The sequence below is a fragment of the Methylobacterium phyllosphaerae genome (genome assembly GCF_001936175.1).
In the GTDB taxonomy this organism is placed as follows: Bacteria; Pseudomonadota; Alphaproteobacteria; order Rhizobiales; family Beijerinckiaceae; genus Methylobacterium; species Methylobacterium fujisawaense.
In genome coordinates, this window is sequence record NZ_CP015367.1 from 1,862,112 (window position 1) to 1,886,764 (window position 24,653).

A 24,653-nucleotide genomic window follows, 5' to 3' on the forward strand; every position below is an offset into this window, starting at 1 on the left:
GACCTAAGACCGTATGGCCTCGTGGTGCGTCGAGCCCCCGCCCCTACTCCGCCGCCTGCGCCAAGTACCGCGCCGGATCGTAGTTCAGGATCGGCCCGAGCCAGCGCTCGACCTCGCGGACATCCATGCCCTTGCGGACGGCGTAATCCTCGACCTGATCCCGCTCCACCTTGGCGACGCCGAAATAGTGCGCCTCCGGGTGGGCGATGTAGATCCCCGACACCGACGAGCCCGGCCACATGGCGTAGGATTCGGTGAGCTTCACGCCGATCCGGCTCTCGGCCCGCAGCAGGTCGAACAGGGTCGTCTTCTCGGTGTGGTCGGGCTGGGCCGGGTAGCCGGGAGCCGGGCGGATGCCGTCGTATTTCTCCAGCACCAGCTCCTCGGGGGCGTAGGCCTCCTCCGTCGCGTAGCCCCAGAACTCCTTGCGCACCCGTTCGTGCATGCGCTCGGCGAAGGCCTCGGCGATGCGGTCGGCCAGCGCCTTCACGAGGATCGCCCGGTAATCGTCGTTCGCCCGCTCGAACCGCTCGGCGATCCGCACCTCCTCCAGGCCGGCCGTCACCACGAAGCCACCGACATAGTCGGCGATGCCGGTCTCGGAAGGCGCCACGAAGTCCGACAGGCAGGTGTTGGCGCGCCCGTCGCGCTTCGAGAGCTGCTGGCGCAGGCCGTGGAAGGTGGCGAGCCGCTCCGACCGGCTCTCGCCGGTGTAGAGCGCGATGTCGTCGCCGACGCTGTTGGCCGGCCAGAAGCCGATCACCGCCTTCGGGTTGAACCAGCGCTCCTCAACGATCTGCTTCAGCATCGCCTGCGCGTCCTCGTAGAGGGCGCGGGCGGCCGGTCCCTGCTCGGGATCGTCCAGGATCGCCGGAAAGCGGCCCTTGAACTCGTAGGTCTGCAGGAACGGCGTCCAGTCGATGTAGGGCACGAGGTCGGCGACCTCGTAGGAGCCGTAGACCCGGGTGCCGGTGAAGGTCGGCTTGGCCGGCTTGTAGCCCGACCAGTCGACCTTGAAGGCGTTGGCCCGCGCCTTGGCCAGCGGCAGCCGCTGCTTGTCGACCTCCGAGCGCTTATGGGCGTCGGCGACCTTGGCGTACTCGGCCCGGACCTTCTCGATCGTGGGCCCACGGGTCTCCTTGGAGATCAGGCTCGACACCACGCCGACCGCCCGGCTCGCGTCGGTGACGTAGACGGCCTGCCCCTTGGCGTAGGCCGGGTGGATCTTCACCGCCGTGTGGACGCGGCTCGTGGTGGCGCCGCCGATCAGCAGCGGCACGTCCATGCCCTCGCGCTCCATCTCGCCCGCCACGTGGACCATCTCGTCGAGCGACGGGGTGATCAGGCCGGACAGGCCGACGATGTCGACCTGCTCGCGCTTGGCGGTCTCCAGGATCTTGGCGGCCGGCACCATCACGCCGAGATCGATGATCTCGTAGTTGTTGCAGGCCAGCACGACGCCGACGATGTTCTTGCCGATGTCGTGGACGTCGCCCTTCACGGTGGCCATCAGCACCTTGCCGGCGGCCTGGCGCTTGCCGTCGCCGCCATTGGCGAGCTTCTCGGCCTCCATGTAGGGCTCGAGATAGGCCACCGCCTGCTTCATCACCCGGGCGGATTTCACCACCTGCGGCAGGAACATCTTGCCCGCGCCGAACAGGTCGCCGACCACGTTCATGCCGGCCATCAGCGGGCCCTCGATGACGTGGAGCGGCCGCTCCACGCCCTGGCGGGCCTCCTCGGTGTCGGCCAGGATGTACTCGGTGATGCCGTTGACCAAGGCGTGCTCGATGCGCTTCCCGACCGGCGCCTCGCGCCAAGTCAGGTCGGCGGTCTTGGCCTGGGCCGAGGCGCCGGTCTTGAACCGCTCGGCGGCCTCCAGCAGGCGCTCGGTGGAATCGTCGCGTCGGTTGAGGACCACGTCCTCGCAGAGCTCGCGGAGCTCCGCCGGGATCTCGTCGTAGACGGCGAGCTGGCCGGCATTGACGATGCCCATGTCCATGCCCGCCTGGATGCAGTGGAACAGGAACACCGCGTGCATCGCCTCGCGCACCGGCTCGTTGCCGCGGAACGCGAAGGACAGGTTCGAGACGCCGCCCGATATGTGGGCGTGCGGCAGGGTCTCGCGGATCGTCCGGGTCGCCTCGATGAAGGCGACGCCGTAGCCGTTATGCTCCTCGATGCCGGTGGCGACGGCGAAGATGTTCGGGTCGAAGATGATGTCCTCGGGCGGGAAGCCGACCTGCTCGGTCAGGATCCGGTAGGCCTTGGTGCAGATCTCGACCTTGCGCTCGTAGGAATCCGCCTGCCCCTGCTCGTCGAAGGCCATCACCACCACGGCGGCGCCGTAGGAGCGGCAGACGCGTGCCGCCTCGATGAATTTCTCCTCGCCCTCCTTCATGGAGATCGAGTTCACGATCGGCTTGCCCTGGATGCACTTGAGCCCCGCCTCGATCACCTCGAACTTCGAGGAATCGACCATCACGGGCACCCGGGCGATGTCGGGCTCGGCGGCGACGAGGTTGAGGAACTCGACCATCGCCTTCTGCGAGTCGAGCAGGCCCTCATCCATGTTGACGTCGATCACCTGGGCGCCGGCCGCCACCTGATCGCGGGCGACGTCCAGCGCCGCCGCGTAGTCGCCGTTGGTGATGAGCTTGCGGAACTTGGCCGAGCCGGTGACGTTCGTGCGCTCGCCGACGTTCACGAAGGGGATCTCCTTCGTGAGGACGAAGGGCTCGAGGCCCGACAGCCGCATCAGGCGGGGGATCTCGGGGATCGGCCGCGGCGCCTTGCCGGCGACGGCCTCCGCGATGGCGCGGATGTGGTCTGGGGTGGTGCCGCAGCAGCCGCCGACCATGTTGACGAGGCCGGATTCGGCGAACTCGCCGACGAGCTTGCCCATGGCCTCCGGGCTCTCGTCGTAGAGGCCGAACTCGTTGGGCAGGCCGGCATTCGGATAGGCGCAGACCAGCGTGTCGCAGATCCGCGACAGCTCGGCGATGTGGCCGCGCATCTCGCGGGCGCCCAGCGCGCAGTTGAGGCCGAAGGTCAGCGGATCGGAATGGCGCAGGGCGTGCCAGAAGGCCGCCGGGGTCTGGCCCGACAGGGTGCGGCCCGAGAGGTCGGTGATCGTGCCGGAGATCTGGATCGGCAGGCGGATGCCGGTCTCATCGAAGACCTGCCACGCCGCCGCCACCGCCGCCTTGGCGTTGAGCGTGTCGAAGATCGTCTCGATCAGGATCAGCTCGGCGCCACCGTCGATCAGGCCGCGGACCTGCTCCACGTAGGCCTGCTTGACCTGATCGAAGGTGACGGCCCGGAAGCCCGGGTTGTTCACGTCCGGCGAGATCGACAGGGTGCGGTTCGTCGGGCCGATGGCGCCGGCCACGAAGCGGCGGCGGCCGTCCGTCTCCTCGGCGAGCCTGGCGGCCTCGCGGGCGAGACGCGCGCCCTCCCGGTTCAACTCGTGGATGATCGACTCCATGCCGTAATCGGCCTGGGCGATGGTGGTGCCCGAGAAGGTGTTGGTCTCGCAGACGTCGGCGCCGGCCAGGAAGTAGTCGAGGTGGATCTGCCGGATCGCGTCGGGCTGGGTCAGGATCAGGAGGTCGTTGTTGCCCTTCTGATCGTGGCCGTGATCCTTGAACCGGTCGCCGCGAAAGTCCTCTTCCGAGAACTTCAGCCGCTGGATCACGGTGCCCATCGCACCGTCGAGGACGAGGATCTTCTCCGCCGCGCGCTGGCGCAGCGCCTGTGCGATCGCGGTACCGTCGACGGGGGCAAAATCGGTCATCATGCGTCCTGTCAGATCACCTCGTCCCGAGGTGCCGGAGCGAAGCGGAGGCCTCGCAGGAGGCCTCCAGATATCTCGGTGTTCCCTGGAGCCCGCCTTCGAGGCCGCTCGCGCGGCACCTCAGGAGGGTGAAAACCTTCGTTCTACCAGACGCTTCCGTGCCACGGGCGCGGAAGCGTCCCCGTCTCTGCGAGCGGAGCGAAGCCGTCCAGCAGCGCCACGCTCACGGATGTCGCGCTGTCCTGGGTCGCTTCGCTGCGCTCGCGAGGACGGATCGGGGGTGTCGAGCGCGGCCTCGGGAATTAAGCCGCCGCCTTGGCGGCCGCCAGCTTCGGCGCCTGGGCGCGCAGGCCGAGCAGGTGGCAGATCGCGTAGACCAGATCCGAGCGGTTCATCGAGTAGAAGTGGAAGTCGTTGACGCCCTCGTCCACGAGGTCGAGCACCTGCTCGGCCGCCACCGCGGCGGCGACGAGGCGGCGGGTCTCCACGTCGTCTTCCAGGCCCTCGAACCTTGCGGCCAGCCAGTAGGGCACCGAGGCGCCGGTGCGGCGGGCGAAGTTCGCCGCCTGCTTGAAGTTCTGCACCGGCAGGATGCCCGGGATGATCGGGATCGTGATCCCCGCGGCCCGGACCTTCTCCAGGTAGCGCAGGAAGACCTCGTTCTCGAAGAAGAACTGGGTGATCGCCTGATCGGCGCCGGCATCGACCTTGGCCTTCAGGGCCTCGATGTCCGCGTCGAGCGAGGCCGCCTCCGGGTGCTTCTCGGGATAGGCCGAGACCGAGACCTTGAAGTCGCCGATCCGCTTGATCCCCTCGACCAGCTCGGCGGTCGACGCGTAGCCGCCCGGATGCGGCCGGTAGGCGTGGCCGACGCCCTCCGCCGGGTCGCCGCGGAGCGCCACGATGTGGCGCACGCCCGCATCCCAGTAGGACTGGACCACCGCGTCGATCTCCTCCCGGGTGGCGTCCACGCAGGTGAGGTGCGCGGCCGGCTTCAGGCCGGTCTCGCGGACCATCCGGGCCACCGTGTTGTGGGTGCGCTCCCGGGTGGAGCCGCCGGCCCCGTAGGTCACCGAGACGAAGCTCGGCTGAAGCGGCGCCAGACGCTCGATCGAGCCCCAGAGGATCTTCTCCATCTCCTCGGTCTTCGGCGGGAAGAACTCGATCGAGACGCGGATCGGGTGGTAGCCGTCGCGGCTGGCGCGGTGGGTGGAGCGGCGCATCGGGGTCTCGTCCTCTATGTCGATCGGTTCAGACGAAGTCTGCGAAGGTTCTGGATGTCAGGCGACGGCGCGCCGGGGCTGTTCAGTCTCGTCGGCCAGACCGTCCTGGGCCAGCCAGAGGGTGACGGTGAGCTGACCCGACTCGCGCGGCGCCAGATCGCGCGTGCCGACCGTGGCGAGACCGGCCTCCGCGAGCCAGCCGGAGACCTGCTCGGCGGAGAAGCCGAGGCGTCGGTGGGCTTGGCCCGTGCGCAGGAATTCCAGCTCGTGCGGCGCGAAATCCACCACCAGCAGACGGCCGCCCGGCGCCACCAGCCGCGCGGCGCCGCGGAGCGCCCGGGCCGGGTCGTCGAGATAATGCAGCACCTGATGGACCACCACGAGGTCGAAGCTCGACCGGGCGAAGGGCGGCGCGTGGATGTCGCCCTGCCGCAGATCCACCCGCGACAGACCCTGGCGCTCCAGGTTGGCCCGGGCGACGGACAGCATGGCATGGCTCGAATCGAGCCCGGTGGCGCGGCTGGCCCGGGGAGCCAGCAGGCCGAGCATGCGGCCCGTCCCGGTGCCGAGATCGATCAAACTGCCGATCGGCCGGTCGCCCAGGGCGTCCAGCACCGCCGCCTCCACGATCGCCTCCGGCACGTGCAGGGAGCGCAGCTCGTCCCATTTGGGCGCCAGCCGGGCGAAGAAGGTCTCGGCCGCCTCGGCCCGCTGCACCCGCACGGCATCGAGACGGGCGCGGTCCTCCGACAGGGGCGGTGCGGTCCGGTCGAGACCGGACAGCAGCGGATCCGCCAGGCCGGCGCGGGCGTCGGACAGCCGGAAGAACGCCCAGGCCCCTTCGCGGTGACGCTCGACAAGCCCGGCTTCCACCAGAAGCTTGAGATGCCGCGAGATCCGCGGCTGCGACTGGCCGAGGATGTCGGTCAGGTCGGACACCGACAGTTCCCCCTCGGCGAGCAGCGCCAGGATGCGCAGGCGCGTCTCCTCGGCGGCCGCACGCAGGACGCCCAGGGCTTCCGGAAAGGGGATCGATCCCGCCTCTTGCCTGCGTTCAATAGACATAAAGATATGTTTATGTGCGTTTCGCGGTGGGCGCAAGCACGAACTTGCGGGGGTTTGCCAGGTGGATGAGACCGAAGCGCGGCGGCCGCGTTGATGGCAGGGCCGCCGAGTGCGGGCCCGGGGAGGCGTGCATGTCCGAGAGCCCGTTCCCGCAGATCACGCTGGTCCGCCACGGCGAGACCGCCTGGAGCCGATCCGGCCAGCATACCGGGCGCAGCGACATTCCCCTGACCCCGGAGGGCGAGGAAGCGGCGCGCGCCCTCGCCCCGCGCCTCGCGGCCCGCTCCTACGCGGAGGTCTGGTCGAGCCCGTCGAGCCGGGCGGCCACGACCTGCGCGCTGACGGGCTTCGGTGACCGGCGCGTGATCGATCCGGATCTCGCGGAGTGGGATTACGGCGCCTACGAGGGCCGGACCACGCAGGCGATCCTGGCCGAGCGGCCGGATTGGCGCCTGTTCCGCGACGGCTGCCCCGGCGGCGAGACGGCGGAGGCGGTCGGCGTTCGGGCGGACCGGATCATCGCCCGGGCCCGCGCCCGTGATGCCGACCTCGTCGTGTTCTCCAGCGCGCATGTCCTGCGGGTGCTCGCCGCGCGCTGGATCGGGCTGCCGCCCCGCAGGGAGGGGCGCTTCTCGTCCTCGGCACAGCGAGCGTCTCGGTGCTCGGCTACGAACACGACCGCACCGAGCCGGTGCTGCGCGCCTGGAACGGCTAGGCGCCGACGCTAGCGCAGCCAATACCCATCCGGCGCGAGCGCGTCCGGCATCGGCTCGCCGAGGGCGTGGTGCACGATCCGGTCGACGGCGCGGACCATGGCGTCGAGGGGCAGGTCGTTCGGCTCGGTGCCGAACGGTTCCTCGAGCTCGTCCCCGAGGGCGTCGAGGCCGAAGAAGGTGTAGGCCACGAGCGCCACCACGACGGGCGTCGCCCAGCCCAGTGAGCCCGTGAGGCCCACCGGCAGGAGCAGGCAGTAGAGCCACGCGGTCCGGTACACCAACAGGGTGTAGGCGAAGGGCAGCGGCGTGTTGGCGAGGCGCTCGCAGGCGGTGTGCACGCCCGACAGCGCCTCGATCCGGGCTTCGAGGATGCCGAACTGGATGTCGCTGAGCCCGCCCGCGCGCATCAGCGCGGCCAGGTCCCGGGTGATGGCGCCCAGAATCGAGTCGGTGGGATTCGGGCCCGACAGGTCCGATCCGGGGCTCATCCGGCCCACCGCGGCGGCCTCGTCGAGGGCGCGCAGGCGGGCATGAAGCCCGTGGGCGAAGGCCGAGAGGCGTCGGAGCTGGCGCGCCGCCTCCCGCTCCGGCAGCAGGGCCGGGAGGATGCGGGCGAGGTTGCGCACCTCGCCGATCAGGTTGCCCCAGTGCTTCCGGGCTTCCCACCAACGCTCGTAGCAGGCGTTGTTGCGGAAGCTCAGGAAGATCGAGAGGGCGAGGCCGACCACCGTGAACGGGGTGACCCCCGCGGTGACCGGGAACAGTTCGGGCCATCGCGATTCCGCCCAGACCACCGCGCAGGACACCGCGACGATCCCGGCGAGCTTCGGCGCCACCCGCGGCAGGATCGAGCCGCGCAGGGTGAACAGCAGGGTCAGCAGGTTGGGCCGGGTGCGGACGATCATCGGGGCTTCGGGTCTGGGGGGCTTCTTAGCCCTGCCCTGCCCCCCGCGCGCCGGCAAGGAACGTGTTGGTGAAAAGGGGCGCCGGCCGCCCAGCCCGGCGGGGCGGACCGTGCGAGCTGGCCCGGCTGACGGCGCATCCGAGACCCGTCGCGCGGGCCGCGGGCGGCCGATCGTGCAAGGGGCGGCCGATCATGCAAGGGGGGCCTGGCCCGGATCAGGCGCCCTCTGCCTCCCACAGCCATGCCGCGCCGCGCACGCCCGATGCGTCGCCGTGCAGGCTCGCCCGCACGGGGGTGTCGAAGGTGTCCGAGAAGACATGGGGGGCGATCGCAGCCGGCAGGCCGGCGATCAGCTCCGGGATCCGCGACAGGCCGCCGCCGATCACGATCACATCCGGGTCCAACAGGTTCACCACCTGGGCGGCCGCGCGCCCGAGCCGCTCGAGATGCGCGGCCAGCGTCTCCTGCGCCGCCGGACTGCCGGTCCGGCCCTCGGCGACGACGGCCTCCGCGGTGAGGTTCCCGCCGTGCCGCCGGGCGTGGTCCGCCGCCAGCCCGGGCCCGGACAGCCAAGTCTCGACGCAGCCCCGGCGGCCGCAATAGCAGGCGGGACCCGGTCGCTCGTCGTCGCGGGGGGCCGGCAGGGGACCGTGGCCCCATTCGCCCGCGATGCCGTTGCGGCCCGTGAGCACCCGCCCGTCGAGGGCGATGCCGGAGCCGACGCCGGTGCCCAGGATCACGGCCCAGACCACACGGGCCCCGGCGCCGGCACCGTCGATCGCCTCCGACACAGCCAGGCAATTGGCGTCGTTCTCGATCCGCAGAGGCCGCTGCAGCCGCTGCTCGAGATCGGCGGCGAACGGGTGTCCGTTGAGCCAGTGCGAGTTGGCGTTGCGCACGAGGCCCGTCGCCGGGGACAGGCTCCCCGGCATGCCGATTCCGACGCTGCAGGGCATACCGGCTTCGGCTTCGAGACGCAGGACCAGATCGGCCACGGCCTCGACGGTTTCCCCATAGGCGCCGCGCGGGGCGGCCACCCGGGCTTCGGCCAGGGTCGAGCCGTCCCGGCCCAGGACGATCCCGGCGATCTTCGTGCCGCCGAGATCGATGCCGAGGCGCGGGCGCCCTCCGGATCCTGCCGCGGGCGACCCCATCACTCGGCGGCAGCGACCTTGCTGTCGGTTCCCATCGGCTGCGGCGCCTCGTCGGCGATGTGGGTGCCGATGGCGAGCGGATGGGCCATCACCTCGTTGAGCTTGGCCACGTCGAGCTCGCCTTCCCAGCGGCTGACCACCACGCAGGCGACGCCGTTGCCCACGAGGTTGGTGAGCGCGCGGCACTCGGACATGAACTTGTCGATCCCGAGCACGAGGGTCATGGCGGCCACCGGGACCGGGCTGTTGGGGATCGCCGAGAGGGTCGCCGCCAGGGTGATGAAGCCCGCGCCGGTGACGCCCGACGCGCCCTTCGAGGTCAGCATCGCCACCAGGATGATGGTCGCGTACTGGCTGATCGACAGGTCCACACCCACGGCCTGCGCCAGGAACAGCGTGGCCAGCGTCATGTAGATGTTGGTGCCGTCGAGGTTGAACGAGTAGCCGGTCGGAACGACGAGGCCGACCACCGAGTCCGAGGCGCCGAGCCGGCGCATCTTGGTCATGAGCTGCGGCAGCACCGTCTCGGAGGAGGAGGTGCCGACCACGATCAGCAACTCGTCCTTGATGTAGGCGAGGAAGCGCAGGATCGAGAAGCCCGCGATCCGGGCGATCGTCCCGAGCACCACGAGCACGAACAGCAGCGCCGTGATGTAGAAGGTGCCGACCAGCCACGCGAGGTCGTAGACCTTCTGGATGCCGTACTCGCCGATCGTGAAGGCCATGGCGCCGAAGGCGCCGACGGGGGCGAGCTTCACGATGATGCCGATGATCCGGAAGAAGATCTGGCCGGCGGTGTCGATCGCCCGGTTTACGCCGGCCGCCCGCTCTCCGAGGTTCGTCACCACGACGCCGGTGAGGATCGAGATCAGCAGCACCTGAAGCAGGTCGCCGGTGGCGAAGGGATCGAGGAAGCTCTTGGGGATGATCGCCAGGATGTGGGCGACGGTGGAATCGGCGGCCGCCTTGCTGGCGTAGGTCGCGACCTTGCTGGCGTCGAGCTTCGACGGGTCGGCGTTGAACCCGGCGCCGGGCCGGATCACCTCGCCGACGATGACGCCGATCAGGAGCGCGATGGTGGAGACCACCTCGAAATAGACCAGCGCCTTCAGCCCGACCCTGCCGACCTTCTTCAGGTCGCCGATCGACGCGATGCCGTGCACGATCGTGCAGAAGATGATCGGCGCGATCATCATCTTGATCAGGCCGATGAAGGCGTCGCCGAGCCACTTCATCGATTTGCCGGTGGCCGGGTCGTACCAGCCGAGCAGCACGCCGAGCGCGATGGCGATCAGGACCTGGATGTAGAGCACCTTGTACCAAGGCTCGCGGGGCGCTGCGGCGGGAGCCGGCGCGTGGATTGCCTGTGCCATGTCCATCCCGTGCGACGACCGCGCACCCTCCCATTGTGCCGGCACGCTAGCGATTATCATCCGGCGCCTCAACGCCTGCACGGTTATGGGCCGGGAACCATCCGTGACAAAAATCTGTCGATCCCGGCTGAAGTCACTTCTCTCGTCTGACAAGTGCGCGCAGGCTGAGCAGCGCGGCTGTTTCTGGTCTCCGGCGGACTGAGCCGGCCAATCGACGGCATCCGGTGATCTCTGGAGAGTGTCCGTGGTTGGATTCCACCGGGCCCGAACGGCGCTCCTGGGCGTGCTGCTCTCCGGCATCCTGATCGAGCCCGCCTCGGCCGGCGTCGTCGCGCGGATCGACCAGTCGCGGCAGCGCATGCGCGTCTATGTCGACGGTTATCCGGCCTATGAATGGCCCGTGTCCACGGCCCGTCGCGGCTACGTCACGCCCAGCGGACGGTTCCGCGTCGGGCTGATGGCGCCGATGTGGCGCTCCCGCAAGTATCACGGCTCTCCGATGCCGCACGCGATGTTCTTCCGCGGCGGCTACGCGATCCACGGCACCTATGCCACCGGGGCCCTCGGGCGCCGGGCGAGCCACGGCTGCATCCGCCTGTCGCCCGGCCATGCCGCCGCCCTGTTCGGCCTCGCCCGCAGCCGCGGCGGAGCGACGGTGGTGATCCGCGATTGAGCGACCGGGCCGCCTCACCCCTGCCCCAGGCCTGAGCGGAGATGCGGCTTGCGTCGCAAGCCGTCGGCACCCGGCACAGAGGCCCGGATCCCCCGGGACCGCCCGAGGAGGGCCGGGTCCCGAAACGCGGACGGGCCGCAGCGCGATCTGCGCTGCGGCCCGTTTGCTTGACGCCTTATCGTGGGCTCAGGTCTGCTGCTGGGTCCGGCGGGGCCGGACGGTCCAGCGCTCGAACATCGAGGCGGGATCCTCGCTCTTCGCGTCCTTGTTCTCCGCCGCGTGATCGGGCTGCTGGTGGATCGCAGCACCGAGCGCCTGGGACAGGCTCTCGATAACGTCGTCGATGCGGGCATCCCCGTGCAAGGGGTCCCCCGGGCCGGTCGGGGCGGCGGGCGTCTCGGCGGGCGCGGCCGCCTCCGGCGCGGGCTCCGGCTGAGGCTCCGGCTCGGGGTGATGCTCGGGGGCCGGTTCGGGCGGGCGCGCGGCCGCAGCCGGCTCCGGGGCCGGGGGCGCCGGAACGACCGGCGCGGCGGCCGGGGCAGCTGCGGCGGCCGGCGTCACGGCCCGGCGCATGGCGCTCGTCGCACCCTCGTCGGACTCGGCGTTCCGGCTGCTGCTGCCGTAGCGGCCGAAGCCGAACCGGGGCTCGATCAGGTCCAGCACCGCGTCGAGCGCGGCGTTGCTCAGCGCCACCTCCTCGGCGGCCGGCACGCCCTGGATCGCGAGGGCCTGCCGCTCGAAGGCCGGCTCGTTGCTGACCTCCCGGCCGAACCAGCTCGGGGCATGGAAGGCCGCGGCATCGCCGTCATTGTCGAAGGTGATGCTGATCAGGTCCAGGCTGCCGGGTGTGACGTAGCGGTCGATGGCGATCTCGCGGCCGCCGGCATTCAGGGTGGTGCGGTCGTAGGCGGCCTTCCCGGGGCAGACGTCCAGCAGGGCGTCGCCGTGGGCGCGCGGCACGTCGGTGCGCTCCTCGACCGGGATGCCGTCCGCCCCCTTGTTCACCAGGACCAGCTGGCAGACTTGGCCGTCGACACGCACATAGGACGCGCGGCCACCCTGCGGGGCGAAGTGCCCCTCGGTGATCCGGGCGCCGCCCCGCTCCTTGCGGATCAGGCGGACCAGGGACGGTGCGACCAGAAATCGGCGAACGGTGCTCATGAACTCAAAACCCCTCCCGCTTGGTCGGCAGTGCGCCGATCCGGCGGACAGCCCTCAGCGCCGCCGGGCCGCACGGAAGGGTGCAAGTGGAACCGACCCGCACGGCGTATAAGCTGGACTGCCACGCCGTATTCGTCAGAGCCTGACCGCTTCCGTCGCCAATCACCGGACAGCGACAACCTGAGACTATAGAGCGCTAAGCAAAAACGCGACGAAATCAAGACCGGATCGGGTCGAGGCTCCGGCCGCGGCGCCTTCTGTCCCCGATATCCCGGCTTTTGAACCCGAATTCCGAACCCAGGTTAGGCCGGAACGCGCCTCATTCCGCGGGCTCGAAATTCATCGCCGCGCCGTTCATGCAGTAGCGCAGGCCGGTCGGAGCCGGGCCGTCGTCGAAGACGTGGCCGAGATGGCCCTGGCAGCGGGCGCAGTGGACCTCGGTGCGGACCATCCAGTGGCTGCGGTCCACCGTGGTCTCGACGGCGCCCGGCAGGGGCTCGAAGAAGCTCGGCCAGCCGGTCCCGGATTCGAACTTGGTGCCCTGCTCGAACAGCGGCTGCCCGCAGCCGGCGCAGGTGAAGGTGCCGGCGCGCTTCTCGGCGAGCAGGCAGCTCGTGCCGGCCCGCTCGGTCCCGTGCTCGCGCAGGACCCGGTACTGCTCCGGCGTCAGCGTCGAGCGCCATTCCGCGTCGCTGCGGGTGTCCGGGCTGGTGGTCGGCGTGTCGGCCATGGCGATCTCCCTTTTCGCGAGGCTATATAGGGATTGCGCACGGTTTTCGGCAGTCCCGGAGCGTATCGCAATGCCGCGTCCGGCACCGGCGAGGCCGCGGTCAGGCGGCCGCGCCGACGGTGTCGGCCATCCGCGCCCGGCGCAAGCCCATCGGCAGCGGCGCGCCCGTGGTGGTGTCGCGGGCGGTCTGGTGCTCCAGCTCGGCGTTGATCTCGCCGCCGAGCAGCACGATCGTGGAGGAGATCCAGATCCAGGTCATGAAGCCGATCACCGCGCCCAGCGAGCCGTAGGTTTCGTTGTAGGTGCCGAAGCTGGCGACGTACCAGGAGAACAGGAGCGAGGCGATGAGCCAGAGCAGGCCCGCGACCACGCTGCCGACCCCGACCCAGCGCCAGCGGGCATGTTCCCGGCTCGGCCCGAAGCGGTAGAGCACCGACAGGCCGCCGAGCAGGACGATCAGGATCGCCGGCCAGCGCAGGGCCGCGAGCAGCCACGCGGTCGAGCCGAGGCCCAGGAAGTTCAGCACCACCGGCACGACCACGATCACGTTGAGCGCGATGATGATGAACAGCAGAGCCCCCACCGTGAAGGTGAGGGACCGGAGGTTCAGCCAGAAGAAATTGCGCTTCTCCTCCTCCTCGTAGACCACGTTCAACGCATCGAACATCGCCTTCATGGCCGCGTTGGCGCTCCAGAGCGACAGCAGCAGGCTGGAGAAGAACGTGATGCTGAGGGATCCGCTGCCCTTGGCGGCGATGCGCTTGACCTGATCGCCGATGAGTTCGACCGCGCCGGACGGCAGGACCGCGTGAAGCTGCGCGAGGTGATCGTTGATGACGGTCACGTCGGCGAACAGGCCGTAGCAGGAGACCAGCGCGGCGATGGCGGGAAACAGCGACAGCAGCGAGTAGAAGGTCACCCCGGCGGCGACCGCCAGCACACGGTCCTTGTTGAACTCCAGATAGACCCGGACGGCGATGTCCTTCCAGCCGGACCGCGTCATCTCGGTGGGGCTGTCGGCGGCGCGGCCCCGCTCGGCCTGCGTCGCGGCGGTGAGCTGCGCGGCGCGCCCCGAGATCGAGCGCGCGCCCGCGGCCACGCCCTTCTGCAAACCCCGATCGTCGGCCGTCGGCTCGCGGTCGCTGGGCGGTTCGCTCGCGGGGGGAGCCGCCGACACGCCGCGCCGCGCCGGCGCCGCCGCGAGGGCGACCAAAGCCGAACCGAGCATCAGGATCCACAGGATCGAGCCGGTCTCGGATGGTCCGGTCGAACGCGACGGTGACGGAGGCATGTATCGGGGCCAGTGCGCGGAACTGCCGCGCTCGGGACTCCCAACGTCGTCGTGCCGTGGCCGTTCCGCGCATTTGGCGGGGACGCTGCGGCCCTCCGCGCGTTGTGCCCGTTATGCACGCTCTGCCCCGCCTCGGATTCTGCTGCAAGTTTGTCCTGGACGAGCCTCCCGGCACCCACGCCACCCTCAAGGCGGAGCGGGAGGCCACGCTGCACATGAACCTCACCAGCGTGACCATGGCCCATCTCACCAAGCTGGAGCCCGCCGCCCGGCGGGCCAAGCTCGCCGGCCTCGTCGCCCACAACCTCGCCGCGCTGGCCCGCCAGATCGCCTGGGTCGGGGCCCGGCCGCCCCTGGAGCGCCTCCTGCGCATGGCGAGCAACGTCCTGCCGGGCTACACCCACCCCATCGCGCAGGCGATCTACGCCGAGCCCGAGATGGCGGCGCTGGTCGAGCGCGGCCTCGCGGAGGCCGGAGCCCTCGCGCGCCGGCTCGGCGTGCGCCTGAGCTTCCATCCGGGGCCGTTCTGCCTGCTGGCGAGCCGCAACCCGGCGGCCATCGCGAACGGCCTGTCGGAACTCGACTACCACGCCGAGATCTTCGACCGGATGGGCTACGGCGGCGGCTGGCACCCGCACGGCGCCCACATCAACATCCATGTCGGCGCCGGCGACCCCGGGGTCGCGGGCTTCCGCGAGACCCTGCCCCGGGCGAGCCGGGTGGCGCGCGACCTCGTCACCGTGGAGAACGACGAGAACGTCTTCGGCCTCGACGCGGTGCTGCAACTCGCCGACATCGTGCCGGTGGTGCTCGACCTGCACCACCACTGGGTCGAGAGCGGCGGCGCATACCTCGAACCGGACGACCCCCGGATCGCCCGGGTGACGGAGTCGTGGCGCGGCGTGCGGCCCGTGGCCCATATCAGCGTGTCGCGCGAGGCGGTCTCGTCCGACTGCGATCCGGACGCCCTGCCCGACTTCCCCGCCCTGCGCGGAGCCGGTCACGCGGTCCGGGATCTCGCGGCCCATTCCGACATGATGTGGAACCGGGCGGTGAACGATCTCGTCGCCCGCCATCTCGTCTGGGCGGATTTCGAGATCGAGGCCAAGGCAAAGAACCGCGCCTCCATGCAGATCGCCCGTCACATCCAGGCGCTGGAGCAGGCCGCGCCGATCGCGGCCGAATGACGGGGCGGTCTCGACGTCTCCGCCGGTCCGCTCTAGGCAATCCGACATGAAGACCGCCGATTGCGACATCCTCATCGTCCCGGGGCTCGGAGGTTCCGAGGAAGACCATTGGCAGGCCCGCTGGGCGGGCCGCCTCGCCACGGCGCGGGTGGTGGAGCAGGACCAGTGGCACGCCCCGACGCCGGAGGCGTGGTGCGGGCGCATCGCCGAGGCGGTCGCGGCGGCGACCCGGCCGGTCATCCTGATCGCCCACAGCCTCGGCGTCGTGGCCTGCGTCGAGGCGGTGCCGCACTTTCCCGCGGGGGTGGTGCGCGGCGCCCTGCTGGTCTCCGTCCCGGACGTGGAGGAGAACCCCGACGTGCCCGCGGCGGCGCGCGTCTTCGCGCCGGTGCCGCGGGACCCCCTGCCCTTCCCGTCGCTTCTGGTCGCCAGCCGGACGGATCCCTATTGCCGCTACGACCGGGCCGACGACTTCGCCCATGCCTGGGGCTCGCTGACGGTCGATGCCGGCGAATCCGGCCATATCAACGTGGCGAGCGGGCACGGGCCGTGGCCCGAAGGGTTGATGCGGCTCGCCGGGTTCCTGAAGGGTCTGTCCGTGTGACGGACCTGAATGGCAGGGCTGCACGGAACCCGCCGTCGGCCAGGCTCCGATCCCCGACGCGGTCACCGCATTAACGCGCTGTTTACCACCGGCCCCTTCAGTGGCGGTACGGGCGGTCCTTCGTCCCGAAGCCGCCCCTGGAGAGCACCGTGACGCGCAAAGAGCTTCTGGAACGACTCGAAGCGGTGCAGACCGCCCTCGGCCCCCGGGCCCAGAGCAACTTCAACAGCTCGCTGTTCAACGACGTGACGCTGCTCAAGCGGATCGAGGCCTTCGAGGCCAAGCTCGGCGAGCCCGAGAAGCCGAAGACCGCCGACTATACCGGCAACATGTTCTCCCGCATCGCCAACCGCCGCGCCGCCGCGGGCGCCAAGTAGCCCGCTACGATTTCGGCTCGGCCTCGGCCGAGCGCAGCAGCTCGCCGGCGACGTCGGCGAGCCGCGGCGGGGCCTCCCGCACGAAGGGCAGCGGACGGCAGACATTCAGGGCCGCGAGCCCGAACCGGGCGGTCATCAGCCCGTTGAGCACGCCCTCGCCCAGCTTGGCCGAGACCCGGGCGGCGATCCCGAGCCCCAGAACCTGCTGCATGACGCTCTCGCCCACCGCCATCCCGCCGGTGACGGTGAGATGCGCGAGCGCCGCGCGCCCCAGCCGCAGGAAGCCCAGGAAGCCCGGCCGGCCGCCGTAGATCGCCGCGATCCGGCGCAGCAGCCGCACCGCCGCGAACACCACGAAGGCCACGTCGACGATCGCCCGCGGGCTGAGCGCGGTCACCGCCGAGACCTGCTTGGCCGTCGTCGCGATGGCGTTGCGCGCCTGCCGGTCCAGCCCGGCCAGCAGCTCGTGCTCGGCGAGCCCGATCCGGTCGTCCACGTCGAGGATCGCGTCGGCGGCGGCGTCGATCCGGGCGCGGCCCGCCGACAGCGTGTCGCGGTCGGCGTAGAAGGTCGAGAGCGCCTGCACCACCGCCTGCGCGCCGGTGTGGTCGCGGGTGGCGAGGGCGTCCAGCGCCGACTGGCGCAGGCGCTCGATCTTCCGTTCGCGCCGCAGGCCGGCGAGTTCCCGGACCACGATCGCGAGCAGCGCCAGCGCGGCAAGTCCCAGAAGCGCGAGGGCCACCCAGCCGAGCCAGGGGGCGGCCTGGAACAGGTCGGCGATCATCCGCTCGACCGACAGGCCGACGCCGAGGGAGACGAGGCCGCCCACCGCCGAGAGGAACAGGGTGCCCCAGGGCGAGCGCGACCGCGGCGCCACCGGCACGGCGACGCCGTCGGCGGCATCGACGATCTCGAAGGGCTCGTCCACGATCCGTGCCTGGGGCGGCCGGGCGGCGAGCGGCGTCGTGATGACGCTCGGCTCGGCGGCCGGCTCGGGCGTGATCCGGAAGGCGCGGGGTTTTTGGCCGGAGGTCATGCTCGAAGGCTCCGCGGAGTCGCACACATCGTCACGCCAGACGGTCGCCGATCAGGAACTGCATCGCCCGGTCCAGGCGGATCTGCGGCAGGTGGCCGGGGCGGCCGAGCCCGTCGGGCCTGACCAGCGGCGGCCGGAAGCGCGGGAAGCGCAGCGAGCCCGGCTCCACCGCGCCCTCCAGCACCGCCTCGGCGCGGGCCGGCAGCTCGCCCGGGAAGATCGCGGCCTCGCTGTTGCCGTCGAAGACCTCGTCGCCCACCACCTCGCCGGCTTCCGGGGTGCCGGCCACCGCCCGCAGCGTGTCCGACCCGTCATGGACGGTGGTCTCGCGGGTGGCGCGCACGGAGGCCAGCGCCACCGTGCCCACCCGGGCGCCCGCCGCCTCGGTCCGCCGCATCGCCCGGGATACGAGAAGCCGCAGGAGGGCGTCGAGCCGGTCGTGGCTCGTCTGGTGGAGGTGGTCGGCCTTGGTGGCGGCGAACAGCACGCGGTCGGCCCGCGGCGCGAACAGCCGCGACAGCACCGTGTTGCGGCCGATGTTGAGGCTGAGCAGCACCGCGTCCAGCGCCTCCTCCAGCTCGGCCAGGGCGGTGGGGCCGGCATCGACCGCCGAGAGCACGTCCACCAGCACGATCTGCCGGTCGACCCGCTGGAAATGGTCGCGGAAGAACGGCGTCACGACCTTGGTCTTGTAGGCCTCGAAGCGCCGCTCCATCAGCCCTGCGAGGCTGTCGGGCGCGATCGCCTCGGGGAGCCGGTCGAGGGGCGCGAAGGTCAGCGCCGGGGAGCCCGCGAGGTCGCCGGGCATCAGGAAGCGGCCGGGCGGCGTCGTCGCCACCGCTTCCGGGCCGGCGCGCAGGCCCGCGAGGTAGGTCTTGAAGGCGTCGCTCGCCCGCTCGGCCGCGACCTCGTCGAGGGGCCCGTTCGGATCGAAGCCCTTCAGCGCCGCGAGCCAGGGCGCCGCCACGGCGGCGCGGCCGGGGCGGCGGGTGCCGCCGATCGTGGCCCGGGACCACGCCGTGTAGCTGGTCTCGATCAGGGCGAGGTCGAGGAGCCATTCGCCCGGGTAGTCGACCACGTCGAGCATCAGGGTGGCCGGGCCGGTGCGCCAGCCGGCGGCGCGCTCGTAGGCGATCTCCAGGCGGAACTGGCTGATCCGGTCGGTGGAGCGCGGCCAGCACCGCGCCTCGGTGAGCGTGGCGAAATGCTCCTCGAAGGGGAAGCGCGGCACGTCGTCGTCGGGTTGGGGCACCAGCTTGGCACGGCGCAGGCGGCCCTCCTGAGCGGGGGCGAAGGCCGGCAGCGCGTGCGTCTCCACGAGGTGGTGGATCAGGGCCGTGGTGAAGACGGTCTTGCCCGAGCGCGCGAGCCCGGTCACGCCCAGCCGCAGGGTCGGCTGGACCAGCAGGTCGTGCGAGGCTTCGGCGAAGGCTTTGACGGCCGAGCCGGCGCGCGCGGCAAGGTCGATCAGGGGCACGGGCGGGCTCGTCGTGAGGGGAACAGGCCGGGCAGAGGTGGCGCGGCGGGGGCCGAACCGCAAGGCTTGACGCTAAGGCGTTGCACCGATGGCGGCGGGCGTGAGCGGCCTCAGCCGTGCGATCGCCCCGGCGACGAGGTCCGGGCCGGCCCGGAGCGTGCCGAGTTCCACCGCCGACATCGCCAGCATCACCGGGGCCAGATTGGCGCGCGGCGTGCCGTCCGGCCCGAACAGGTCGAGGTCGTCGCCGGGCTTCAGGCCGACGCTGGCGCTGATCCGACCGGCATAGGCCTGGATCCGGACCTCGTCGCCGGTGCAGAGCGGGGCCGGCAGGCGCAGGTCGAGGACCGGCAGGCCGGCGGCAATCGCCGGCAGCAGCGCGGATTCGGCCACCATCCGCTCGGCACTCGGAACCCGGCTCGCCGTCTTCCGCTCGAGGAGCGCCGTCGGATCGGCGACGCTCCGGGCCGGCCGCGCCGGCTCGGCCGACGGGGCGATCCCGGCCGCGATGTCGGGCACCGGCTGGAGCATCGCCACGCGCGGCACGGCAGCCGGGCGGCGGGCGGGACGGCCGGCCATCCGGGCGAGGGGTGACCAGGGCTGCACCCGCAGGGCCGCCCGGCCCCGTGGCGCCCCGCCGGGGCGGTGCGCGGCGAGATAGCGGGCCCGGAGGGTCCGCCCGAGGCCCCGCGGCGCGAGGGCCGCCGAGACAGCGGGGGTCACGGCCGAGCGCCCCGGCCGCGCGGGTGCGGACGCGACGCGGCACTCCGCCGGCGCCCAGCGGCGCACGATGGCCAGCGCCGTACGCCGGCCGTAATCGCGGTAGTAGCGCCGCAGCAGGCTCGCGGCGGCATCGGCGCCGTCCTCGAGGGTGGCGAAGGCGGTGTGGCCCTCCCCGTCGGCGCCGATCTCGCCGGACCAGCGGGCGGACTTGATGCACCAGCCGTTGTTGAGCCGCACGCAGCGGGCGACGTAGGGCGGATCCTCCGCCAGCGAGGCCGTGACCGCCAGCGCCCGCGGCATCAGCTGCGCGCCGGTCTGGGCGTGCCAGTTGGAGACCGAGCGGGTGGCGGGATCGAAGCGCGGGGGCGGGCTTTCAGCCGGGGCGGAGGCCGCGGCGAGGGGCGGCAGGGCGTGCGTGAGGGCTGCCGCGCCGGCCTCGGCTCGGGGGACCAGGGTCGTGAACAGGATCAGCGCGTTCAGCAGCACGCGGATGGATCCTGTCGGCGGATCGGAGTCGCGACGCGCTCCCGCCCCCTGCAGAGGGGCGCGGGAGAGCGCGTGCCTCCGACCGCGGCGCGCCCGTCCGTTCCCCCGCTCAAAGACATGGCCGTGCGCCGCCGCCGCCTCACGGGTTCAGCACCTTGAGCGCCGCCTCGTGCAGCCGCGGGTCGCCCGCCGCGATCACGCGCCCGCCGCCCGCGGCAGGACCGCCGTCCCAGGCCGTGACACGCCCCCCGGCCCCCTCGACGATCGGGATGAGGGCGACGATGTCGTAGGGCTTCAGCCCGGCCTCGACGACGAGGTCGATCTGGCCGGCGGCCAGCATGCAGTAGGCGTAGCAATCGGCGCCGTAGCGGGACATCCGCACCTGCCCCTCCAGCGACCGGAAGCGCTCGGCCTCCGCGCCCGCCGCGAACAGGCGCGGATCCGTGGTGGCCAGGATCGCCTGGGCGAGGTCCGCGCAGCGCCGCGTCCGCAGTGTCCGCTCGCCCGACGGCGCACGCAGGCGCGCGCTGCGCCCGTCCCCGGTGAAGCGCTCCGCCAGATAGGGTTGGTGCATCATTCCGCGCACCGGGACGCCGTTGCGGCTCAGCCCGATCAGCGTGCCCCAGGTCGGCAGGCCTCCGATGAAGGCCCGGGTGCCGTCGATCGGGTCGAGGACCCAGACGCATTCGGCGTCGGTGCGCTCCGAGCCGAATTCCTCGCCGAGGATGCCGTGGCCCGGAAAGGTCTGGCCGATCATCGCCCGGAGCACGACCTCGGCGGCCCGGTCGGCCTCGGTGACCGGGTCGAACGGCGCTCCGCCGCGGGCCTTGTCGTCGAGGCCGAACTGGGCGCGGAAGAACGGCAGGATCGCCTTGCCGGACGCGTCCGCGAGGTCGTCCATGAACCGTCCGAGTTCGACGACGCTCATCCGTTCCGTTCCCTGCTGTGCCCGAAGGCCGCCCGACCGACTGCCCGATCCCGACGAAACCGGGGCGCCCCCCCGCCCGTCAAGCCCCCCGGGCTCATGCGTCGGCCGAGGCCGGCAGACGCGGCGCCCCGCGTTCCGGGTCCGGGGCGCCGTCCGGCGCCGCGCCGGTTCCGGCTGCACCGGTGGCGTCCGCCTGCGCCAGGACCGCCTCGACGGCCTCGCGCAGCGACCCCACCTGCCCATCGGCCTCCGCGGCGCCCCCCGGTCCGCCGGCGAGGCGGCTCGCCCCGTCATCCTGGGCGAGCCACAGGCCGAGCAGGATCGGCACCCCGGGCAACCGACCCTTCAGCCGGCGGATCAGCCGGCGCAGATGGGTCGGCTCGCCGTCGAGCGCCAGGGAGACCACGCAGACCATGCGCGCCGTCCCCGGATCGAATCGCCCGATCCGCGCGGAAGCCGTCTCGGCGAACGGAATCGTGTGGACGCCGAGGCCGCGCTTCTCCAGGATCTGTGCGAGGATCGCAGCCGCGGCCTCGTCCAGGAAGCCGCGGCCCGCGACGCACAGGACCGCGCCCGCGCGGGTCCAGTCCTCGGAGAGCGCCTCCGGGGTCGGACCCATCGGCAGCGCGCTGCAGGCGCCCTCCTCCCCGTCGCCGGACGCGGCCGCGACGGCGTCGCTCCGGTCGGAGAGGTCGGCGATCAGCTCGGCGAGGGCCGCGCGCATCGCCGCCTTCTGCTGGGCGGTCAGCACCCCCCGGGCCGCGTCCTGGGCGGCGAGTTCGAGGGCCTTGAGCACCACGTCGTCGTAATAGGACGAGAGCGAGCATTGCTGCAGGATCAGCTCGGCATGGCCCAGCACCTCCTCGGCATCGCCCGCCAGGACCCGCTGATAGAAATTCTGGACGGGGGTCAGGGCCGGCCGGTCGCCGAACAGCACGTCCAGGAATTCCAGACGCTCCACGTAGCGGCCGAGCACGACGAGGCAGACGGTGAGCGGCGTCGAGAGCAGCAGGCCGACCGGTCCCCACAGCCAGGTCCAGAACAGCGCCGAGACCAGGACCGCGAAGGGTGAGAGCCCGGTGGATTGCCCGTAGACGATCGGCTCGAAGACCTGGCCGGTGAGCGGCTCCAGCACGACGAACAGGATCGCCACGGCGATCATCATGTTCCAGCCGGGATCGACCGCGGCGGCGAGCGCCATCGGCAGGAGGGCCGACAGGACGGCCCCCAGATACGGCACGAAGCGCATCAGGGCCGCGAAGATCGCCCAGAGCACCGGATTCGGCACGCCGATCACGTAGAGGCCGATGCCGATCACGATCCCGAAGGCGGCGTTGAGGGCGAGCTGCACCACGAAGTAGCGGCTGAGCCGCTTGGCGGCGTCGTCGATCGCCACGGTGGTCCGGTGCAGGTCGCTCGATCCCGCCAGCCGGATCATGCGGTCGCGCAGATCCTCGCGCTGCATCAGCACGAACAGCAGCACCACGAAGACGATGCCGACCGTCGCCAGCGGATGCATCACCGGCGAGAGCACGGTGGACAGCATCTCGATCGGGCCCGGCGGGCTCGCGGCGACCTCGACCAGGACGGGTTTCGGCGCGGCCTGGGGCTGCTCGGGACCCGGCGGCGTCGGGGGCGGTGTCGGCGGCGCGGGCGGCTGCGCCTCCGGGTTGTTCACCTCCTTGGCGCCGCCATGGAGCGCCCGCCCGATATTGGCGACGTATTCCGTGGCGTGTCCGACGGGCGAGTCGCGCAGCCCGTTGATCTTGCGCTCGATGGTGGCCCGGTAGCGCGGGACGTCGCCCGCGAGATCCGCCGCCTGGATGCCGATCAGGGTCGCCAGGGCGGCCACGATGCCCAGGGTCAGACCCACGCTGACGCCGACCGCCACCAGCCGGGGCAGCCGCAGCCGACGCAGGCGGTTCACCAGCGGGGTGAGCACGAACGACAGGAGCAACGCGATCGCGATGGGGATGAAGATCTCGCGACCGAAATACAGGGCCGCGATGATGGTCGCCCCGACCACCACGGGCGACGCCATGGCGGCCCGCGGCGTCTCGGCCGCGGCGACGCGGGTCGGCCGCGGCGGAAGCAGAGGCGCCCTGGACCGGGCTGCCGGTTCGACCCCGACCGGGGTTTTGGTACCCATACGCTGATCCGCATCCCGTACGCGACGTGCGGGCCTCCGCCGGGAGCAACGGAAGCCACGCGCACGGGGAACGGCACGGGGGCTGAAAATGATCCCGCGGGCTGCGCCGGCCGTCTACGCCCCCGACACGCCGGCCTGCGCCACGTCGCCCGCATCCTTCAGTTCGGGCAGCGACCGGCACAGCTGCATCACCCGCTTGGCCTGCGCTTCCGGGAGGATTCCGGCGGCGAGATCGGCGAACTTCGCGTCCAGCTGCGCATCGGACATCGGCTTCTCGACGCTGCCGATGGCATGCTCGATGTACCGGTGGACGGTCCGCCCGTCGTTCAGCGTCACGGTCATGTCGACCTGCGCGGGCTCGATGCCGGGGGTGATCACCGGGACCACCTTCTGGCGCAGCGCCACCACGCGCGGATCGTTCACCGCCCGGTCGCTGAACTGCTTCTCGCCGCCCGCGCCCTCCACGAAGGCCACCGCCGCCGCGTGGTAGATGCTGAACTTGCCCTCCAGGCCTGTCTTCGGCGCGGTCTTGCCGGTCAGCTCCAGCACCAGCGGATGGACCTTCAGGTCGACGCGCTTGATGTCCTCCGGCCGGACGTGGTCGGCGTCGCGGATCTGGATCGCCGCGTCGATCGTCGGGTGCATGACGATGCCGCAGGCGAAGGGCTTGTAGGTGTTCAGCTGCGCCTCGTAGCGGCTGCCGAGGCCGTCGGTGATCTCCGACCAGTCCTGCTTGGTGGAGATCGTGTTCGCCCAGCCGCGCTTGGCCTCGATCATCCCGTCCGACGAGGTGAAGCCCTTCGCCGCCAGGATCGCGGCGAACAGGCCGTTGGAGGCTGCCCGGCCCGGGTTGAAGCTCTTGTTCATCGAGCCGAACGATTCGCGCAGGCCCACGGGCTGCGAGGCGGCGAGCCCCAGCGCGTAGACCATCTGCTGCTCGGTGAGGCCCATCAGTTTCCCGGCGGCCGCCGCGGCGCCGAACGGCCCGCAGGTGCCGGTGATGTGCCAGCCCGCATCGTAATGGTTCGGGTAGACGGCATTGCCGATCCGGCACTCGGTCTCGATCCCGACCACGAGGGCGTCGAGGAAGGCCTTGCCGGTGACCGGCTTCATCTCCGCATAGGCCAGGATCGCCGAGGCGACCGGGCCGGCGGGGTGGATGATCGTCTTCAGGTGGGTGTCGTCGAAGTCGAAGATGTGGCTCGACACGCCGTTGAGGAAGGCGGCGTTCAGGATGTCGAACCGCTCGGTCCGGCCGAACAGCCCGGCCTGGGGCGGACCCGAGAAGGGCTGCAGCGCCGAGACCGCCACGTCCACGGTCTCATGGTGCGAGCCGCCGATCGCCACCCCCACCCAGTTGAGGACGCTGCGCACGCTCTCGTGGCGGACCGGATCGGGCAGCGTGTCGTAGGACGAACCCAGGATCCATTGGGCGAGGATCTTCGTGACGTGCGGCGGCGGCGTCTTGGCGGCGGGCTTTGCCGCCTCGGCGGCCTCTCCGGCCTGCAGCGCGGGCGTCGCGAGGGCGAGCCCCGCGGCCCCGATGAGCGAGCGGCGATTCATCGACATGGCGTTCTCCCAGGCAGGGCCGCTCCCGGCG

General features: G+C 71.5%; 19 protein-coding genes and 1 pseudogene. 5 read left to right on the forward strand and 15 right to left on the reverse strand.

The window, feature by feature from the left end; translation table 11 throughout:
- Window positions 1–43: 43 nt before the first annotated feature.
- The 3 genes from metH to MCBMB27_RS08180 form a co-directional block, all read right to left on the reverse strand.
- The gene (gene metH, locus MCBMB27_RS08170) at window positions 44–3,796 is read right to left on the reverse strand and encodes a methionine synthase (RefSeq protein WP_075380210.1); all 3,753 of its coding nucleotides are present in this window, start codon (window positions 3,794–3,796) and stop codon (window positions 44–46) included.
- Between the two features lie 302 nt (window positions 3,797–4,098).
- Entirely contained in the window at window positions 4,099–5,019 is a 921-nt protein-coding gene (gene metF, locus MCBMB27_RS08175) for a methylenetetrahydrofolate reductase [NAD(P)H] (protein ID WP_043384357.1), read from the reverse strand.
- 57 nt (window positions 5,020–5,076) lie between these two features.
- Entirely contained in the window at window positions 5,077–6,084 is a 1,008-nt protein-coding gene (locus MCBMB27_RS08180; protein WP_043384360.1) for an ArsR/SmtB family transcription factor, read from the reverse strand.
- A gap of 131 nt (window positions 6,085–6,215) precedes the next feature.
- On the opposite strand from MCBMB27_RS08180, the pseudogene MCBMB27_RS08185 reads away from it, so the two are divergent.
- A pseudogene (locus MCBMB27_RS08185) lies at window positions 6,216–6,799 on the forward strand (histidine phosphatase family protein).
- A gap of 9 nt (window positions 6,800–6,808) precedes the next feature.
- On the opposite strand, the gene MCBMB27_RS08190 reads toward MCBMB27_RS08185, so the two are convergent.
- The 3 genes from MCBMB27_RS08190 to MCBMB27_RS08200 form a co-directional block, all read right to left on the reverse strand.
- Window positions 6,809–7,705 (reverse strand): bestrophin family protein, encoded by an 897-nt coding sequence (locus MCBMB27_RS08190; protein ID WP_043384367.1) that lies wholly within the window; start codon window positions 7,703–7,705, stop codon window positions 6,809–6,811.
- A 214-nt stretch (window positions 7,706–7,919) separates the two neighbouring features.
- Window positions 7,920–8,858 carry an ROK family protein gene (locus MCBMB27_RS08195; protein WP_075380211.1) on the reverse strand — a complete coding sequence of 313 codons (939 nt, stop codon included), beginning with the start codon at window positions 8,856–8,858 and terminating at the stop codon, window positions 7,920–7,922.
- The gene (locus MCBMB27_RS08200; protein WP_043354440.1) at window positions 8,858–10,231 is read right to left on the reverse strand and encodes a dicarboxylate/amino acid:cation symporter; all 1,374 of its coding nucleotides are present in this window, start codon (window positions 10,229–10,231) and stop codon (window positions 8,858–8,860) included. The genes MCBMB27_RS08195 and MCBMB27_RS08200 overlap by 1 nt, the downstream gene beginning before the upstream one ends.
- Window positions 10,232–10,475: 244 nt before the next feature.
- Between MCBMB27_RS08200 and MCBMB27_RS08205 the strand changes: the two genes are divergently transcribed.
- On the forward strand, window positions 10,476–10,904 hold the full coding sequence (locus tag MCBMB27_RS08205; protein WP_236952937.1) for a L,D-transpeptidase: 429 nt from the start codon (window positions 10,476–10,478) through the stop codon (window positions 10,902–10,904).
- A gap of 186 nt (window positions 10,905–11,090) precedes the next feature.
- Here MCBMB27_RS08205 and MCBMB27_RS08210 read toward each other — a convergent pair whose 3' ends face one another.
- The 3 genes from MCBMB27_RS08210 to MCBMB27_RS08220 all read right to left on the reverse strand — a co-directional run bounded on the left by MCBMB27_RS08210 (window position 11,091) and on the right by MCBMB27_RS08220 (window position 14,086).
- Window positions 11,091–12,065, reverse strand: a complete 975-nt coding sequence (locus MCBMB27_RS08210; RefSeq protein WP_075380212.1) for a CYTH domain-containing protein — start codon at window positions 12,063–12,065, stop codon at window positions 11,091–11,093.
- A 319-nt stretch (window positions 12,066–12,384) separates the two neighbouring features.
- On the reverse strand, window positions 12,385–12,795 hold the full coding sequence (msrB, locus tag MCBMB27_RS08215) for a peptide-methionine (R)-S-oxide reductase MsrB (protein WP_043354431.1): 411 nt from the start codon (window positions 12,793–12,795) through the stop codon (window positions 12,385–12,387).
- A 100-nt stretch (window positions 12,796–12,895) separates the two neighbouring features.
- Window positions 12,896–14,086, reverse strand: coding sequence for a YihY/virulence factor BrkB family protein (locus MCBMB27_RS08220; RefSeq protein ID WP_043354433.1), 1,191 nt, complete (start codon window positions 14,084–14,086; stop codon window positions 12,896–12,898).
- Window positions 14,087–14,199: 113 nt separating this feature from the next.
- Here MCBMB27_RS08220 and MCBMB27_RS08225 point away from each other — a divergent pair, with 113 nt between their 5' ends.
- The 3 genes from MCBMB27_RS08225 (at window position 14,200) to MCBMB27_RS08235 (ending at window position 16,254) form a co-directional block, all read left to right on the forward strand.
- On the forward strand, window positions 14,200–15,273 hold the full coding sequence (locus MCBMB27_RS08225) for an apurinic/apyrimidinic endonuclease family protein (RefSeq protein WP_075380213.1): 1,074 nt from the start codon (window positions 14,200–14,202) through the stop codon (window positions 15,271–15,273).
- A gap of 46 nt (window positions 15,274–15,319) precedes the next feature.
- A complete protein-coding gene (locus MCBMB27_RS08230) occupies window positions 15,320–15,877 on the forward strand; it encodes an RBBP9/YdeN family alpha/beta hydrolase (RefSeq protein ID WP_043384382.1) in 558 nt (185 codons plus the stop codon).
- Between the two features lie 149 nt (window positions 15,878–16,026).
- A complete protein-coding gene (locus MCBMB27_RS08235; RefSeq protein WP_012319110.1) occupies window positions 16,027–16,254 on the forward strand; it encodes a hypothetical protein in 228 nt (75 codons plus the stop codon).
- Between the two features lie 4 nt (window positions 16,255–16,258).
- Here MCBMB27_RS08235 and MCBMB27_RS08240 read toward each other — a convergent pair whose 3' ends face one another.
- The 6 genes from MCBMB27_RS08240 to MCBMB27_RS08265 all read right to left on the reverse strand — a co-directional run bounded on the left by MCBMB27_RS08240 (window position 16,259) and on the right by MCBMB27_RS08265 (window position 24,622).
- Complete coding sequence (locus MCBMB27_RS08240) at window positions 16,259–17,290, reverse strand: YcjF family protein (RefSeq protein WP_043384384.1); 1,032 nt, start codon at window positions 17,288–17,290, stop codon at window positions 16,259–16,261.
- Between the two features lie 31 nt (window positions 17,291–17,321).
- A complete protein-coding gene (locus MCBMB27_RS08245) occupies window positions 17,322–18,767 on the reverse strand; it encodes a YcjX family GTP-binding protein (RefSeq protein WP_043354447.1) in 1,446 nt (481 codons plus the stop codon).
- Window positions 18,768–18,839: 72 nt separating this feature from the next.
- Complete coding sequence (locus MCBMB27_RS08250; protein WP_043384387.1) at window positions 18,840–19,976, reverse strand: hypothetical protein; 1,137 nt, start codon at window positions 19,974–19,976, stop codon at window positions 18,840–18,842.
- A gap of 139 nt (window positions 19,977–20,115) precedes the next feature.
- Window positions 20,116–20,904: a histidinol-phosphatase gene (hisN, locus tag MCBMB27_RS08255; protein WP_043384389.1), complete on the reverse strand. Its 789-nt coding sequence runs from the start codon at window positions 20,902–20,904 to the stop codon at window positions 20,116–20,118.
- Window positions 20,905–20,998: 94 nt separating this feature from the next.
- Window positions 20,999–23,053, reverse strand: a complete 2,055-nt coding sequence (locus tag MCBMB27_RS08260; RefSeq protein ID WP_075380214.1) for an AI-2E family transporter — start codon at window positions 23,051–23,053, stop codon at window positions 20,999–21,001.
- Window positions 23,054–23,167: 114 nt separating this feature from the next.
- The gene (locus MCBMB27_RS08265) at window positions 23,168–24,622 is read right to left on the reverse strand and encodes an MmgE/PrpD family protein (protein ID WP_075380215.1); all 1,455 of its coding nucleotides are present in this window, start codon (window positions 24,620–24,622) and stop codon (window positions 23,168–23,170) included.
- Window positions 24,623–24,653: the final 31 nt, after the last annotated feature.